This window comes from Aequoribacter fuscus (genome assembly GCF_009910365.1).
GTDB classification, from domain to species: Bacteria; Pseudomonadota; Gammaproteobacteria; order Pseudomonadales; family Halieaceae; genus Aequoribacter; species Aequoribacter fuscus.
Window position 1 is genome coordinate 812,476 of sequence record NZ_CP036423.1, and the last position, 15,076, is coordinate 827,551.

Annotated in this window: 15 protein-coding genes; 9 read left to right on the top strand and 6 right to left on the bottom strand. The window is 52.3% G+C overall.

Annotated features, from left to right (window positions below; translation table 11 throughout):
- Positions 1 to 2 precede the first annotated feature (2 nt).
- On the top strand, positions 3 to 476 hold the full coding sequence (locus tag EYZ66_RS03660; protein WP_009574693.1) for a YeeE/YedE family protein: 474 nt from the start codon (positions 3 to 5) through the stop codon (positions 474 to 476).
- On the top strand, positions 473 to 886 hold the full coding sequence (locus EYZ66_RS03665; protein ID WP_009574694.1) for a DUF6691 family protein: 414 nt from the start codon (positions 473 to 475) through the stop codon (positions 884 to 886). The genes EYZ66_RS03660 and EYZ66_RS03665 overlap by 4 nt, the downstream gene beginning before the upstream one ends.
- Before the next feature lie 96 nt (positions 887 to 982).
- On the opposite strand, the gene EYZ66_RS03670 is transcribed toward EYZ66_RS03665, so the two are convergent.
- Both EYZ66_RS03670 and ald read right to left on the bottom strand, forming a co-directional pair.
- Positions 983 to 3,133 (bottom strand): M3 family metallopeptidase, encoded by a 2,151-nt coding sequence (locus tag EYZ66_RS03670; protein WP_009574695.1) that lies wholly within the window; start codon positions 3,131 to 3,133, stop codon positions 983 to 985.
- A 253-nt stretch (positions 3,134 to 3,386) separates the two neighbouring features.
- Positions 3,387 to 4,520, bottom strand: coding sequence for an alanine dehydrogenase (gene ald / locus EYZ66_RS03675; protein WP_009574696.1), 1,134 nt, complete (start codon positions 4,518 to 4,520; stop codon positions 3,387 to 3,389).
- Between the two features lie 149 nt (positions 4,521 to 4,669).
- Here ald and EYZ66_RS03680 point away from each other — a divergent pair, with 149 nt between their 5' ends.
- A complete protein-coding gene (locus EYZ66_RS03680) occupies positions 4,670 to 5,146 on the top strand; it encodes an Lrp/AsnC ligand binding domain-containing protein (protein WP_009574697.1) in 477 nt (158 codons plus the stop codon).
- A 52-nt stretch (positions 5,147 to 5,198) separates the two neighbouring features.
- On the opposite strand, the gene EYZ66_RS03685 is transcribed toward EYZ66_RS03680, so the two are convergent.
- Positions 5,199 to 7,232, bottom strand: a complete 2,034-nt coding sequence (locus EYZ66_RS03685) for an NADPH-dependent 2,4-dienoyl-CoA reductase (protein WP_009574698.1) — start codon at positions 7,230 to 7,232, stop codon at positions 5,199 to 5,201.
- A 229-nt stretch (positions 7,233 to 7,461) separates the two neighbouring features.
- On the opposite strand from EYZ66_RS03685, the gene EYZ66_RS03690 reads away from it, so the two are divergent.
- Positions 7,462 to 8,916: a PAS domain-containing protein gene (locus EYZ66_RS03690; RefSeq protein WP_139042523.1), complete on the top strand. Its 1,455-nt coding sequence runs from the start codon at positions 7,462 to 7,464 to the stop codon at positions 8,914 to 8,916.
- 1 nt (position 8,917) lies between these two features.
- Here the strand turns inward: EYZ66_RS03690 and EYZ66_RS03695 are convergent, their stop codons facing one another.
- Both EYZ66_RS03695 and EYZ66_RS03700 read right to left on the bottom strand, forming a co-directional pair.
- Entirely contained in the window at positions 8,918 to 9,424 is a 507-nt protein-coding gene (locus EYZ66_RS03695) for a cytochrome b/b6 domain-containing protein (protein WP_009574700.1), read from the bottom strand.
- A 10-nt stretch (positions 9,425 to 9,434) separates the two neighbouring features.
- Positions 9,435 to 9,716 (bottom strand): PepSY domain-containing protein, encoded by a 282-nt coding sequence (locus EYZ66_RS03700; RefSeq protein ID WP_009574701.1) that lies wholly within the window; start codon positions 9,714 to 9,716, stop codon positions 9,435 to 9,437.
- Positions 9,717 to 9,946: 230 nt separating this feature from the next.
- On the opposite strand from EYZ66_RS03700, the gene EYZ66_RS03705 reads away from it, so the two are divergent.
- Complete coding sequence (locus EYZ66_RS03705) at positions 9,947 to 11,101, top strand: acyl-CoA dehydrogenase family protein (protein WP_009574702.1); 1,155 nt, start codon at positions 9,947 to 9,949, stop codon at positions 11,099 to 11,101.
- Positions 11,102 to 11,178: 77 nt separating this feature from the next.
- Here the strand turns inward: EYZ66_RS03705 and EYZ66_RS03710 are convergent, their stop codons facing one another.
- Complete coding sequence (locus EYZ66_RS03710; RefSeq protein ID WP_040815948.1) at positions 11,179 to 11,997, bottom strand: mechanosensitive ion channel family protein; 819 nt, start codon at positions 11,995 to 11,997, stop codon at positions 11,179 to 11,181.
- 155 nt (positions 11,998 to 12,152) lie between these two features.
- Here EYZ66_RS03710 and EYZ66_RS03715 point away from each other — a divergent pair, with 155 nt between their 5' ends.
- The 4 genes from EYZ66_RS03715 to EYZ66_RS03730 all read left to right on the top strand — a co-directional run bounded on the left by EYZ66_RS03715 (position 12,153) and on the right by EYZ66_RS03730 (position 15,070).
- Positions 12,153 to 12,605, top strand: a complete 453-nt coding sequence (locus EYZ66_RS03715) for an acyl-CoA thioesterase (protein WP_009574705.1) — start codon at positions 12,153 to 12,155, stop codon at positions 12,603 to 12,605.
- Between the two features lie 101 nt (positions 12,606 to 12,706).
- Complete coding sequence (locus EYZ66_RS03720) at positions 12,707 to 13,750, top strand: agmatine deiminase family protein (RefSeq protein WP_009574706.1); 1,044 nt, start codon at positions 12,707 to 12,709, stop codon at positions 13,748 to 13,750.
- The gene (locus EYZ66_RS03725) at positions 13,740 to 14,627 is read left to right on the top strand and encodes a carbon-nitrogen hydrolase (RefSeq protein ID WP_009574707.1); all 888 of its coding nucleotides are present in this window, start codon (positions 13,740 to 13,742) and stop codon (positions 14,625 to 14,627) included. Before EYZ66_RS03720 ends, EYZ66_RS03725 begins: the two co-directional genes overlap by 11 nt.
- Positions 14,627 to 15,070 carry a phenylalanine-4-hydroxylase - Long gene (locus EYZ66_RS03730; protein WP_009574708.1) on the top strand — a complete coding sequence of 148 codons (444 nt, stop codon included), beginning with the start codon at positions 14,627 to 14,629 and terminating at the stop codon, positions 15,068 to 15,070. Before EYZ66_RS03725 ends, EYZ66_RS03730 begins: the two co-directional genes overlap by 1 nt.
- The last annotated feature ends 6 nt before the right edge of the window (positions 15,071 to 15,076 follow it).

The following is a 15,076-nucleotide window of genomic DNA, read 5'->3' on the forward strand; positions in this document are numbered from 1 at the left end:
TTATGAATTGGGCAGAACTATTCCCGATGGGCATGGCGCACTATGCTATCGGCGGTTTACTTATCGGTGCCGGTGTCAGCTGGCTGTTTGTCAGCACGGGTTTAATGGGAGGCGCCAGTTCGTTCTTGACGACGGTCTGGACTTATCTGACTAACGACAAACGCTTTGCTACGGACAGTAACGTATCATCGCGCACATGGCGCAACGTCTATTCTTTGGGCTTAATAGCGGGCGCGTTTATTGGCGTTCAGCTGTTCGGTTTGCCCATGAACGTTACCGAAGTCGCGCCTTGGCAGCTGGCGATTGGTGGATTGATCACTGGTTTTGGGGTGCGCTTAAGCAGCGGTTGTACCTCGGGCCACGGTATTTGCGGTATGGCTTTGCTCGATCTTGACTCGATCTTGGCTGTGCTCGTCTTTTTGTCCACAGCGATTGTGGTCGCGCATCTTGTCACGATGTTTGGAGGTGTAGCATGAGACCAATAGCTTTACTTCAAGTCTTTATTGCGGGCGGTTTGTTCGGTTTGGGCTTGACCTACGCCACGATGGTTCAGCCAGAAGTTGTACTGAGCTTTTTAAACTTTAACGACTTTGGTTTGCTGTTGGTGCTCGGCTGCGCCACGGGTCTAACCTTTGTGGTCTACCAGTTGATCCCTAAAATTCGCAAAGCACCGCTGTTCGCGGCGAAGTTTAGTTCGCGTCCCGCAAATGCACGCTCGCGCACACTCTTGGGTGCTTTGGTGTTTGGCATTGGCTGGGGCTTGTCAGGTGTTTGCCCAGGGCCAGCCATCGCGAGCGTTGGTGCTGGTAACTGGCCGGTCTTGTATGCATTGGGCGGTATGTTTGTCGGTGCTTATTTACAGGGCAGATTTTTCTCGGCCAAATAAGTTCTGGTAAACCCCGTTGCGGGCTATCTAGGCAGGCGATAAAAAGGGGGCTAAGTCATACTTAGCCCCCTTCAAACTCCAACCTTCAGACTTCGGTTATTTCTCTTCGACCATCAAACCGCGTCGTTTCAGCAGCGGTGTGATGTCTGGTGTGCGCCCCCGGAAGTTTTGAAATAGGGACATTGCTTCAGCCGATCCGCCGCGAGATAACAGCGTGTCGCGGAAGTGGTCGCCATTTTCGCGCAGCATACCGCCGTTTTCTTTAAACCACTCGACCGTATCGGCATCTAACACTTCGCTCCAGATGTAAGAATAATAGCCGGCCGAGTAGCCGCCCATGATGTGTGAGAAGTAAGCCGTACGATAACGAGGCGGAACGGGCGCGAAGTCGACGCCAGCATCTGCCAACGCGTTTGCTTCAAAGGCCATAACGTCTGAGGCCGCTGGTACCTCTTCGGGGGTCAGCTGGTGCCAGGCCTGATCAAGTAACGATGCCGCAAGATACTCAGTGGTCGCAAAGCCTTGATTGAATTGCCCGGTGCTCAGCAACTTATCAAGTAAAGCCGGATCCATACGCTCGCCGGTCTCATAATGCACCGCGTAGTTCTTCAGGACCTCGGGCCAAACGGCCCACATTTCGTTGACCATGGAGGGGTATTCTACGAAGTCACGCGGCACAGATGTGCCTGAAAGCGAGCGATACTGGACGTTGGAAAACATGCCGTGCAACGCGTGGCCGAATTCGTGGAACATGGTGGTCACTTCATCCCAGGTTAGCAGCGTCGGTTCGCCGTCTGCAGGTTTGGAAATGTTGAGGTGATTGGCCACTACGGGTTGAGTGCCATCGTGATGCGACTGTGACACATAGGCATTCATCCAGGCACCTCCGCGTTTTGATTCTCGTGCGTAAAAGTCTTGAATAAACAGAGCAAGCGTTGAACCATCGGCATTAAATACTTCCCAAACACGCACATCCTCTTGGTAGACCGGTAGGTCAGTGCGCTCTTTAAAGGTGATGCCAAATACTTGCTCAGCGGCATAGAAGACGCCTTTGGTCAGAACATTGTTCATTTCAAAGTAGGGCTTGAGCTGTGACTCATCAAAGCTATATTTGGCGGCGCGGACTTTCTCGGTGTAGTAATCCCAGTCCCACGATGCGACTTCAAAATTGCCGCCTTCCGCGTCGATCATGGCTTGAATATCAGCCGCCTCACGCTTGGCGTTGGCAACGGCCGGTGGGGCCAAACTTGCCAAGCGTTCGTTAACGGCTTCGACCGAGCCCGCCGTTTGGGTTTGTAGACGATAGTCTGCATGGTTTTCAAAACCCAACAGCTGGGCTGCCTCTGCACGTAACTTCATGACTTCTGCAATGATGGCGGTGTTATCAAATTCCCCGCCGTCAGAACCGCGACCCAGTGATGTTTGATGGATGCGCTGGCGCAACTCGCGATTCGTCAGGCTCGAAAGGGCAGGCTGACCGCTGGTGTTCAGTAAAGGAAGTACCCATTTTTCAGGCATGTCACGCGCTTCGGCTGCTTTCTTGGCTGCTGCTATTTGGTTGGCGCTTAGGCCATCCAGTTCTTCTGCAGAGTCCACGACAATGGCCTTGGCGTTGACTTCATTGCGAACATTTTGACTAAAATCGGTGCCAAGCTTGGCAAGACGCGCATTAATGGCCTTGAGTTTTTCTTTTGCCTCATCATCAAGTGTCGCGCCTGAAAGCACGAAGTCTTTGTAGTTTTCCTCGATCAAGCGCACAGCCTCGGACTCAAGACCCAGGTCATTACGCTGTTCGTATACGGTTTTGATTCGCGCGAACAAATCGCCATTCAATAAAATAGCATCGCTGTGCGCAGACATCACCGGCGCCATTTCGGCGCGAATTGCTTCGATGTCATCGTTTGTGTGCGCCGAGGCTAAGGAGTAAAACACTCGAGAGACTCTAGCCAAGGTGTCGCCCGCGTCTTCCAGCGCCAAGATGGTGTTCTCGAAGGTGGGGGCCTCTGGATTTGAGGCAATGGCTTCGATTTCGGCGATATGTTCCTTCATGCCGATTTCCATGGCGGGTTTGTAGTGCTCGTTCTCGATTCTATCGAAGGGTGGATACTGCATGTAGAGCGTACTAGGCGTTAAAAACGGGTTGTCTGATGCCATAGCGGGTGCCTGTGCCTCGTTGTTCGTGTCGGTATTGCAGCCGGCTAATAGTGCTGCGCTGAGCACGGAGACGGCCAAAATAGAAGTTTTCATGTGTAAGTCCTTGCAGATTTTGCGATCCTGAAGAATACGCCGCAAAGCCCATCTGCGCAAAGCCAGAAATTGGGAATATGACAAAGCGCCCGCTAGGGGAATGGTTAACGAATTAGGCAGCGGGTGTTATCGATCGAGTGTCATGAAACTTCAAAAGCATTGTCCAACCTAGAGCTCAGCTTCATAGGGCTAAAAAATATTCGAGACTGTTTTTTTGGTGTTGTCCGGCTGCGAGCGCAGCCGGATTTTGTTGCTAGGCGGCTACCGATCCAGTAGTGAAGCTCTCCTGCCATGGGGTGTATGATTTACCTAGCGCCTGAGCAACACTGACGTGAGTGATAAGTCCGGCGTTGACGTTCAAACCATTGGCCAAATGTGGGTTCTGATTTAAGGCGTCGTAGGCGCCTTGGTTGGCGAGCGCTACTGCGAACGGTAGCGTAGCATTGGTCAGCGCGACTGTTGAAGTTCGGGCCACCGCGCCCGGCATGTTTGCAACGCAGTAGTGGATCACGCCGTCTATGACATAGGTTGGTTCTTGGTGCGTGGTCGCTCGGCTGGTTTCAAAGCAGCCACCTTGATCAATGGCGACGTCAACCATCACTGTGCCAGGATTTAGTCGACCGACTAATTCTCGGCTGATCAGTTTCGGCGCTGAGGCGCCGGGAATTAACACCGCGCCGATAATGAGTTGGCTTTCTAGGGCTTCGCGTTCAATCGTGTCGGCAGTGGAAAATAGCGTGCGCACGCGGCCATTAAAAATATCGTCGAGTTGGCGTAAGCGGTCAATAGAGCGGTCTACCAGGGTGACTTGTGCGCCTAAGCCCAGCGCCATTTTGGCTGCATTAATACCCACTACGCCGCCGCCAATAATGAGTACCTTGGCTGGCTCAACGCCAGGTACACCGCCCAATAACATACCCGAGCCGCCGTATAACATCTGCATGTGGTGGGCACCTGCAGTAATGGACAAGCGGCCAGCAACTTCGCTCATGGGGGCCAATAAGGGTAGGCCACCGGACGCTTGGGTCACGGTTTCGTAGGCAATACAGGTTGCCCCTGAGGCGATTAAGGCGTCTGCTTGCGCAGGATCTGGGGCTAGGTGTAGATAGGTAAACAGAATTTGGTTTGGGCGCAATAGCTTGCATTCGGGCAATTGAGGTTCTTTTACTTTGATCACCATATCTGCCGTGGCAAAGATTTCTTCGGGTGTGTCAACGATCCGAGCACCCGCACTCGAGTAATCGGCATCAAAGAAACCGATTGAGGCACCGCCATCTTTTTGTACGAGTACTTCATGGCCGTTCAAAATCAACTCTTTGACGCCCGCGGGTGTCATGCCAATTCGGTGTTCGTTGGTTTTGATTTCTTTGGGTATACCGATAATCATGTTGTGTCCTCCTGAGAAGATCCATATTCTAGAGACTCTGTTTTATTTTTTTGATTTATTTCAGTGGTCAAAATAGTCGATTCGGCTTTTTCTAAGACAGTAAAAAGATGAATAATGCTATTTTTTGGTGATTTTTAGGGGGTGACTTTATGCGTCGATTGCACGAAATTAATAAGATTGACCGCAATATCCTGCGAGTCCTGCAGCGCGATGCACGCATGACATTCGCAGAGCTCGCGAGGCGGGTTGGTTTATCAACCACGCCATGCAAGCAAAGGGTTAAAAAACTCGAGCGCGATGGCGTTATTCGTGGGTATCAGGCCATACTGAATCCTGATTCACTGGGCGCAGGTTTGGTCGTGTTCGTGCAAATTCGCTTGAATCGAACGGCTCAAGATGTCTTTGAGGATTTTAAGAGGGCAGCTTTGGAGTTGCCCGAGGTCCAAGAATGTTATTTGGTCTCTGGCAATTTTGACTATTTGATCAAAGCGCGTGTCGCAGATATGGCGGCGTATCGCGCCTTGCTGGGTGACACCTTGCTCGCATTGCCGGGCGTGCAAGAGTCCACCAGCTATGTGGTCATGGAACAGGTCAAAGAGTCCTTGGCCCTAGTGGTGCCGTATTGATAACGCTGCTTGCGGCTTGACAAGCAGCGTCATTCTTTTGTGTTATGAGGGCTTAAATCGCCAGGGCCTCCTCAGTGGCTTGCTTGATCGCACGTTTGGCATCAATTTCCATTGCTTCAAACGCACCGCCTATCAGGCTGATCGATAGGCCGCTATCTTTGAGCTCGTCGTAAAGGCTGCGTTCAGATTCTTGACCGGCGCAAATAATCACCGTATCGGCGGGGAAGCACATCGGCTGCCCGTCGCGCAAAATGTGGACGCCTTCATCGTCGATGCGTTGGTAATCGACCCCATTAATCATTTTAACTCCACGCCGATCCAGTGCTATACGGTGCGTCCAGCCGGTGGTTTTACCCAAGCCTTTGCCAATTGCGCTGGTCTTGCGTTGCAGTAGAGTGACATCGCGACCTGACGTATGAACCTCTGGCTCGACGCCAGTCACACCGCCGCGGGGGTGGTTCTCGAAATCAACCCCCCATTCTTTAGCAAAGACGTTCACATCAAGTGCAGCGGATACGCCGGCATGGGTGATCAGCTCTGCGGTGTCAAAGCCAATGCCGCCTGCCCCGATGATCACGACTCTGTTGCCAATGGGTCTGTTGCCGAGTATCGCATCCATGTAGCCCACGACTTTTGCGTGATCGATACCTTCAATCCCGGGGGTGCGGGGCTTAATGCCCGCAGCAATCACCACGTGGTCTGCATTAAGAGCACGAATACCTGGGGCGTCTAAATAGGTGTTTAGGTGCAGTTCAACGCCTAGCTTGTCCATCATCACGCTGTAATAGCGCAGCGTTTCTTCAAATTCCTCTTTGCCCGGTATACGTTTGGCTAAGTTAAATTGACCGCCAATCTCAGCTCGCGCTTCGTATACGCTGACTTTGTGACCGCGTTCAGCGGCCGTAATTGCGTAGGATAAGCCCGCGGGGCCTGCACCAATAATCGCAATGGATTTTGGTTTGGTTACTGGCTGTGAGGTAAGAAGGGTTTCGTGACACGCCCGTGGGTTGACTAAACAGCTTACCTCTTGACCGGTGAACGTGTGGTCTAGGCAGGCTTGATTGCACGCAATGCAGGTATTGATTTCGTTGGCTTTTCCCTCTCGAGCTTTTGCAATGAAGTTGGCGTCGGCTAACATGGGGCGAGCCATCGAAACGATATCGGCATCGCCTCGGACGAGAACCTCTTCTGCAACTTCCGGAGTGTTTATGCGGTTCGAGGTAATCATCGGGACCGACAGTTCTTTTTTCAGGCGTCCTGTAACCTGAGTAAATGCCGCTCTCGGTACGCGAGTTGAAATGGTCGGCACCTGGGCTTCGTGCCAGGTGAAGTGGGTTGAGATAATTGTTGCTCCCGCGGCCTCAATCGCTTTGCCGAGTATCACGACTTCCTCTCGCGACATTCCACCTTGCAACATATCCATCGCTGCAATTCTGAAAATGACAATAAATTCTTCACCAACAGCCGCACGAATCCGTCTGACGACCTCGACGGGAAAGCGCATGCGGTTTTCGAAAGAGCCGCCCCACTCGTCGGTTCTGCGATTGGTTCGCTCCACCAGGAAAGTGCTGAGCAGATACCCGGCGGAGCCAATAATCTCAACGCCATCGTAACCAGCAAGTTGCGCGTGTTTAGCGCAGTTGGCAAAGTCGTTTAGTTGTTTTTCAATGCCTTGCGCATCGGGTTCTTTGGGCGTGATGGGCGATATTCGAGAGCGCACCGCCGAGGCTGCCACAGCATCAGTCGTCGGTGCCAAAGGGCCGGCATGCAGGATTTGCATGCAAATTTTTACGTCAGGGTTAGCCGCGTGCACGGCATCGGTGATTAACCGATGTTGGTTGGCCTCCTGCTCGTTTGATAACTTAGCGCCATGGCCGCCCTCTTCGTTGGGGGATATGCCTCCCGTGATGATCATGCCGACGCCGGCAGCGGCCCGTTCGGCGAAATAGGCCGCCATGCGCGGGAAGCCATCGGCGGCTTCTTCCAATCCGGTATGCATCGAACCCATGACGGCCCGATTTTTGAGTTTTGTGAAACCTAACTCCAGCTCTGAAAACAGGTGGGGATAGAGAGGGTGCGCAGCCATTGTTATCTCTTTTGTTCGATGTAATAAGTCAAAACATTAACATCCCTTAACGGGTAAACGCAGTATTTTTTATGCTACCGTGGCGATTGTTAATTTCACTATGCAGGGTTGAATTAGCATCACGGTTGCCATAAGGGGCATGACTGTGTTGGTGTGACAGGAGGCGTCCTTGGTCGGTCGTATCGTAAACTACACATTACAGGTTCGATTTCGGACGAGTTTAGGCAGGGTGCTCAAGTACCTTGTGCCGGTGTTTGTTGTTTTTTTGCTGGTCTCTCATTATCTTGTCTTTCATATTGCTGAGCTGGAGGTGGCGGCAAATTACGAGGCAAAAATTCTCGTTGGAACGCGTTCGTCGGAACAAGTCGTTCGCGAGAAATTCCAAATTACGCGCGACGAACTCCTGTTTTTCAGCCGATTGTCGGCCACGCACGGTATGGCTCGTGCACTCGCTGGCGGCGGTGTCGATCAATCGACGGGCGTGGTGATGGAAGATTGGATACGCAATTTCAATGACGTGGCTTTCCAGTACGCCAACGCCAAAGAACGCATCCTGCAAATCCGAATTATCTTAGCCAATGAGTCGGCTGATGAGTTTATAAAACTCAAGCGGCCGCCCCGAGGTGTTTTGAAGCGTATCCCCGAAGACGAGCTTCAATCCAAAGCCGGATACCCCTACATGGCATCGGTCAGAAATCTCCCTTTGAACGAGGTGTATTGGTCCTTGATTGAATTGAATCTTGAGCACGGTCAAGTCGAGATGCCGCCGCAACCCACGATCCGAGGTGCTACGCCCATTGCTGACGACGATGGAGACATTTGGGCGTATCTGGTGATCAATTACGATGCGGCTATAATCCTGAAAGATCTAACCGATACATTTAGCGACGCGCCACAGTTTGATATTTATAGTTTCAATCCCGACGGTCACTACATCGTGCACCCGGAGCCGGGTAAAGTGTTTCTGGATCAGTTGCGGCCCGATCAGGCCATGACCTACGACCAAGAGTTCGTGTTAAGTAACCCAGGGTGGCGCTCTGCACCGCAACTGTTACTCGCAACCAGTCGGGTTGACGGAAGCCAAGATATCGTATTGTTAAGCAACCCTGAGGCCTATGAAACTTACACCAACAACGAGCGAGGCAAGTTCGCTATTCATTTGTCACTGATGCGTTTTCAAGAAATCGTGAGCGAAAACAGTTGGTATGTGCTTGTTCGAGTTTGGGCTGGCGCACTCCTGTTTTTTGCATTTTTGGGTTTGATTATGACGCGAATTGTGCGGCAGCGTGACCTTGCTGAGGCCCTAGGTTTGCAGGGTGAGTGGGGGCGTGCTGAGTCAGATGCTTTGATATCCTTAATGCTTCAAAAGCTGCCCGTCGCCATGGCGATGTTCGATGCTAACATGCATTACTTGGCGGTCAGCGAGCGTTGGTGTCAAGAATATGGTGTGCAGGCAAAAGATTTGATTGGTAAGGACCATAAGGCGCTGTTCCCTCATACGCGCAATGCGGTGCGAACCCTATATCAGCAGGCCTTAGAGGGTAAGTCAGCAGACGTTACTCAGCGGCTCATCGATGAGGCCGGTGACGACGTTAGCGTACGCTGGAGAATCGAGCCATGGCACGCTGTGGATGGCTCGGTAGCAGGTATTGTGGTGCTCTCGTATCGTGTAGAAGACTATTAGATTAGCGCTTACCTGTGATCATGGTTTTGATCAGCGGTGTGCCTGTGAGCTTTTGCATCACCAGCACCCCAGTGATGTGAATGCCCGCGCCTATCATTAAAACGTCCGAGACCCATCGGTGCGTATTTTGCAGAAAATCATTGCCAAACAGGGCATCCACTTCCTCATGTAACCAGCCTGTGATGCTCAAGTAAGCAATGGACAAAAAAACAAAATAAATGAACAGGGCGCCCAGCGGGTTGTGCCCCGCAGGGTGCTCTATTACACCTGAGCGCAGGTCGTTAAAGTGCTCGCGAATTGCTGCAGGCGTAGGGATAAAATTCACAAGCAGAGCGTGGGGGTTTCGACCCCAAATACCCCAGCTCAAGCGCAGGGCCATTAATGCAAAGAGGGCATACCCCGCGTAGTTGTGGAGGTCATCGCCGCCTTCTAGGAACCAGTAGTTAGCGACCACTACCGCGACTAAATACCAGTGCCAACTTCGGACGAGTCGATCCCAAATGACCATGTGCTATCGCTTACTCTTCTTCGCGTTTAACAATACTGCCATCGGTTGGGTTGAAGTAGATTTCGACTTTGGTGCCATCAGCTTCAAAACCGTAGATCTCGTAGCAGTTGCCGCCAGTTACTTTAAACTCGTTAATCTTGTAGCCGCCGTTCAGCAGTTGGGCCTGAAAATCGTTGGCATTGAGCCATTCCGATTGTGGTGCTTGCGTGCACTGCGTGGAGCCGTGTTCCTCGCTGCAACCCGCCAAAATGGCAAGACTAGTGACAGCGGCGAATAAAGTAAGCTTCTTCATGGTGTCTACCTCTTAATGTCGGAAAGTGGTCACTAACGTAAGCGACAGGCGTACCTCTATCCAGCGCTGTTGCTGTTGACTAGTGGCCAGAGTATAGCACTACCCTTAAGCATTTATTAATGCCTGTTCCGCTGCGCGGTCGAGTATGCGTTCAGCCTCGTGGCGAGAGAGGTGATTTTCTGATCGGCTTTGACTATCCTTCTTGCTTTGAGTCAACCAAGGAAAGCTTTATGAACGCAGCGACGCCGTTAGATGCCACTGAGATTGTTCTCGTGAAGGATATGTTGGCTAAGTTCCTCGCCACCGAGGTGGCTCCGTTTTACGATCAGTGGGAAAAAGACGAGAAAGTACCTCGTGAACTCTGGCGAAAGTTGGGGCAAGCGGGTTTGCTGGCGGTGGATATTCCCGAAGAATACGGCGGTGCGGGTGGTTCCTTTGATATGTCGATGGCTATTGTGTACGACGTTTCGCAGGCCGGGTATGCCGCGCTCAGCTCCAACATGACGGTGCACTCGGATATCGTTGCGCACTACATTTTGAATATGGGTACCGAAGCGCAAAAGCGGCGCTATTTGCCCGATTTTGTGAGCGGCGAATGTGTGGGTGCCGTCGCAATGACTGAGCCCGGCGCGGGCAGTGACTTGCAGGGCATAAGAACAACAGCGAAGAAGGATGGCGATCACTGGGTGATCAATGGTTCTAAGACGTTTATCACCAATGGACAGCACTGCGACGTGGTGGTTACCGCTGTGAGAACCGATCCCGACGCGCCCGGGTCTCGTGGCTTGTCGCTCTTTCTCGTGGACACCAATCTCCCCGGATTCAGCCGTGGTCGCAACCTTGAAAAAATGGGTCAACATGCGGCGGATACGTCAGAACTCTTTTTTGAAGATGTTCGGGTTCACGAAAGCGCGATCCTTGGCGAGCTAAACAAAGGGTTCATTGGGTTGATGAAAGAGTTACCGCGCGAGCGACTCGCCTTGGGCGTGGGTGCGGTGGGTGCGACCGAGGGCGTGCTCGATATGACGCGCACCTATGTCAATGAGCGCAAGGCCTTTGGTGCACCGCTGTCAAAGCTGCAAAACACGCGATTCGAAATCGCGAAAATGTACAGCGAATTCCGACTCAACCGTGCGTTGATGAACGAGTGTATCGATTTATTCAATCGCGGTGAGCTCGATGCCGCGACCGCGTCGATGATCAAATACACCACTACAGAAGCACAGTGCAGTATCGTCGATGGTTGCCTGCAGTTTTTTGGCGGTTATGGCTACATGAAAGAGTATCCCATTTCACGTGCTTATGTGGATGCCCGCATTCAGCGTATTTACGGTGGCACCTCGGAAATCATGCGCGAGCTGGTGGCGCGCGCAGTGCTCGATTAAGGCAGTTAAGCCTGCAGATTAAGCTCTGGCGGCAAGGCTCCCAGGGCTTTTTTTGTAACTCGTGTGTTAGGTAATCTCTATTGGATGACACGGACGTCGCGCTGAGGGAAGGGGATGGTCAGGCCGGCAGCTTCGATGTCTTCCTTGATACGTTTATTGAGGTCCCATTTTGTCGCGCCAAAGTCTTCGACGTTAGTCCACGCCCGGAGCTGCAGGTCCACCGAGCTCTCGCCCAGCGAGAACACAATCGCTTGCGCCTCGGGTTCAGCCAAAATTCTGGGTTCGGTTTTGATGATGTTGTGCAGTACCTCGAGCCCTGTATTGATATTGTCCGAGTAGGCGATGCTCGCCGTGATGTCGATTCTGCGCTTACCGTTACGGGTAAAGTTGGTAATGTCGTTGCCCCAGATTGATGAGTTGGGGCAGCTCAAATACAGGCCGTCAAAGCTGCGTAACACCGTGGTGAACAGATTAATTTCTTCCACAGTCCCAACGGTTGAGCCGAACGAGATGTAGTCGCCATTTTTAAACGGGCGCAAGAACAGCAACATAATACCCGCGGCAATGTTGCTTAGGGTGTCTTTTAGAGCAAATCCTATCGCGAGTCCCGCCGCCCCAATGAGCGCAATGATGCTGGCGGTGTTAACGCCAAAGAGATCGAGAATGACAACGACGGCAACGGTGTAGACTAGATAACCTAGCGTCGTGTTCAAGATTGGCATTAGCATGGGGTCGAGCTTGCCCAGTCGATTGTGGGTTTGCTGCAGTGCTTGCCGCAGTGCACTGCCAATGACTTTGGCAATCACTAAAACGCCGACGGCCAGCCCAATTTGGTAAGCGATATGCAATACGGTTGCTTGATGTTCGTTCCAGAGTTGGAGTAATGAATCTTGCACGCGTTCCTCCATGGTGTGCGCAAAGCTGAATGCTAGCGCCGGCACTGGAACTACACAAGCAGTTTTAAGTTCAGCACAGGAAGCAAAACAAGCGGGTTGGCATTGGCTAAACCGGCTTTTGATGGTTATGATTCGTGCCTAAAAAAGGAGTCAGTATGGCAATTGATGCGATTGAATCGGGGTCGTTCCCCTTTAGCGAAACAATGAAGGTCAGATTTCGAGACACCGATTCACAGGGCCATTTGTACTTTGCGAATTATTTGGTATTTGCGGATGAAATCACTGGTTTTTACATGGACGAACTCGGTTTTCGTGCGACTCAGCCGAGCAAGGCGCCGAGCTTTATTTTCACGGTGAATATTCAGTGCGACTACATTGATGAAATTACGGCCAACGGCACTGTGCGCGGCTCGGTCGGATATCGCCGTTTGGGCCGTTCTAGTGCAGACGTGGCCTTTTTGCTGCAAAATCATGAAACCGACGCAGTTCTGGCGCGCGGGACAATTACCCAGGTGTTTGTGGATCCTGACACTCGAAAATCGATCGCGATACCTGAGCCGTTTCGGTCAAATATCCTCGAACGTCAAGGCAACTGGGTGGTTGAGTAAGATTCATCGCAACCTCGGCGTTCATTCAACTCTAGAAGGACGCTAAAACATCGACCATACCTCGCTGTTCTTATAGAATGGTGCCTTTTACAGGGGGTGTCATGACACGCCGATTGTGGCCCGAATGGCAAGAACAGTGGGGCGTGTTGCTAGCATGGCCGCATGCCGAGACCGACTGGGTTAGCAACCTAGACGCCGCTAGGTTGTGCTATCGAGATATCATTGTTGCCATCACGCGGTATGAACGCGTTCTGTTGTTGTGCCGAGATGAATCAACTCAGATCGAGGCGCAAGCCATCTTAAGCCGATCAGGTGTTGACTCGGATCTCGTCATCTTTTTGGTTGTGCCTTACGACGATACTTGGGCCCGAGATTTTGGTTTTATCTCGACTTCTTCCGAGACGGGGCCCGTGCTGCTGGACTTTCAGTTCGATGCATGGGGCGGGAAGTTTACTGCCTCGGCGGACAACGACATTAATCAGCAGCTCTTTCGCCAACCTCTGCTGAATCACAATCAAACCGAAACGCAAGCTTGGGTGTTGGAAGGTGGAAGTATTGAAACCGACGGTCTAGGAACCTTGCTGACCACCCGTAAGTGTCTGCTGAACCCTAATCGCAACCCAGATTTCGATGAGGCGGAAATCGAGCGGCGTTTACAGTCGTCTTTGGGCGTAGACAGGGTGCTGTGGTTGGATCACGGTGAGCTAGAAGGTGACGATACCGATGCCCACATCGATACCTTGGCCCGTTTTGTGGACGAGCAAACTATTGTGCACATGGCCTGTAGCAACCCCGAAGATGCGCATTACCGCGAGTTGCAGGCAATGGCACTGGAGTTGCAGGCGTTACGCCAGCTTAATGGTGCGCCTTATAACCTCGTGCCGATCGAGCTGCCCGAAGTCTTCGACAGTGAGGAGCGGCGTTTGGGTGGGAGTTACGTCAATTTTTTATTGGTGAATGGCGCATTGATTGCGCCGACTTATGGCGACGATGCGGCAGATAGCGCGGCTTTGGCTCAGCTTGCTAAGGCTTGCCCGAATCGAGACATTGTCCCCGTGAATTGCCGAGCATTGATCGAGCAAAATGGCAGTTTACACTGTGTCACTATGCAAATACCCAAAAAGGTGGTGAATTGTGAGTCGTGAAATAACCGTTGGCGTCGTTCAACACGCAAATACCGGCGACTACGCCGGGGATGTCGCTACCAGTGTGCAAGGTATCAGGCGAGCTGTAGCTCAGGGAGCAAATTTGATTTTGCTGCAAGAGCTGCATGCGGGTTTGTACTTTTGTCAGGTCGAAGACACAAACAATTTTGATCTAGCAGAAACAATTCCGGGTCCAAGCACCGATACCTTTGGTGCTTTGGCGGCCGAGCTGAACGTCGTGATTGTTTGCTCGTTGTTTGAGAAAAGAGCCACGGGGCTCTATCACAATACCGCGGTAGTGCTAGAGACTGACGGATCTGTCGCAGGCTGCTATCGCAAAATGCACATTCCTGACGACCCAGGCTACTACGAAAAGTTTTACTTCACGCCGGGTGACTTGGGGTTTACCCCTATTCAGACCTCGGTGGGTAAACTGGGCGTGCTTGTGTGCTGGGATCAGTGGTATCCCGAGGCCGCCCGACTTATGGCCCTGGCCGGAGCGGAAATGTTGCTGTACCCAACCGCGATTGGCTGGAATCCAGACGACCCCACCGACGAGCAAGCGCGTCAGCGTGAGGCCTGGATTGCTGTGCAGCGCGGGCATGCGGTTGCGAACAATCTGCCGGTGTTAAGTGCTAACCGCATAGGATTCGAGGGTGACCCCAGTGGACAAACGGCCGGCTCGCAATTCTGGGGCTCGAGTATGGTTGTCGGTTGGCAAGGCGAGTTGCTTGCTCAGGCTGATACCGAGAGCGCTACGGAGTTAGTGGTGACCTTGGATTTAGATCGTACTGAGCAGGTACGACGCTGGTGGCCCTACTTGCGCGATCGCCGCATTGACGCTTACGGCGATATCACTAAGAGGTATCGAGACTAATGCAGCATCAATTGAGCTCGGGTCTTACGATAGAGTCGGAGGCCATTGCCTTCTCGAGAGACGCCGATGGTCGAGCCTACTACGTGCGAGCCGAGGGCCCGACACGTTTGCTTTGGCGAGGCGATGTTATCAAGGGCCATGATCAAAGCCGCCACCCGCAGGGTTTTAGTGCGCCAATTGGCGTGCCGGACAGCTTATCTGCTGCGGGGACATGGCATGCGGTCACCGACCAAATGTTAATTGATAGTGGGTTAGTGGCAGGAAATACTGTGCAATGGCGTTACCCGTCGGGTGTAGTTTTTCAGGCTAGATATCTGGATTCCACACGTTTAGACGGTGTGCTGGTGTTAATGACCTTCGAGGAGTGCTCTATCACTGCACCAAGTGGTGACGTGCTGTACGACCCCAGCTGGGGCCAGTTTGATTTAGCGATTGCAGAGTAAAACAAT

Coding starts and splice junctions, on each gene's coding strand:
- EYZ66_RS03685 (WP_009574698.1), bottom strand. CDS start 7,232: ATGGCTGCGCACCCTCTCTATCCCCACCTGTTTTCAGAGCTGGAGTTA.
- ald (WP_009574696.1), bottom strand. CDS start 4,520: ATGATTATCGGTATACCCAAAGAAATCAAAACCAACGAACACCGAATT.
- EYZ66_RS03670 (WP_009574695.1), bottom strand. CDS start 3,133: ATGAAAACTTCTATTTTGGCCGTCTCCGTGCTCAGCGCAGCACTATTA.
- EYZ66_RS03700 (WP_009574701.1), bottom strand. CDS start 9,716: ATGAAGAAGCTTACTTTATTCGCCGCTGTCACTAGTCTTGCCATTTTG.
- EYZ66_RS03715 (WP_009574705.1), top strand. CDS start 12,153: ATGGCAATTGATGCGATTGAATCGGGGTCGTTCCCCTTTAGCGAAACA.
- EYZ66_RS03695 (WP_009574700.1), bottom strand. CDS start 9,424: ATGGTCATTTGGGATCGACTCGTCCGAAGTTGGCACTGGTATTTAGTC.
- EYZ66_RS03730 (WP_009574708.1), top strand. CDS start 14,627: ATGCAGCATCAATTGAGCTCGGGTCTTACGATAGAGTCGGAGGCCATT.
- EYZ66_RS03680 (WP_009574697.1), top strand. CDS start 4,670: ATGCGTCGATTGCACGAAATTAATAAGATTGACCGCAATATCCTGCGA.
- EYZ66_RS03665 (WP_009574694.1), top strand. CDS start 473: ATGAGACCAATAGCTTTACTTCAAGTCTTTATTGCGGGCGGTTTGTTC.
- EYZ66_RS03705 (WP_009574702.1), top strand. CDS start 9,947: ATGAACGCAGCGACGCCGTTAGATGCCACTGAGATTGTTCTCGTGAAG.
- EYZ66_RS03720 (WP_009574706.1), top strand. CDS start 12,707: ATGACACGCCGATTGTGGCCCGAATGGCAAGAACAGTGGGGCGTGTTG.
- EYZ66_RS03660 (WP_009574693.1), top strand. CDS start 3: ATGAATTGGGCAGAACTATTCCCGATGGGCATGGCGCACTATGCTATC.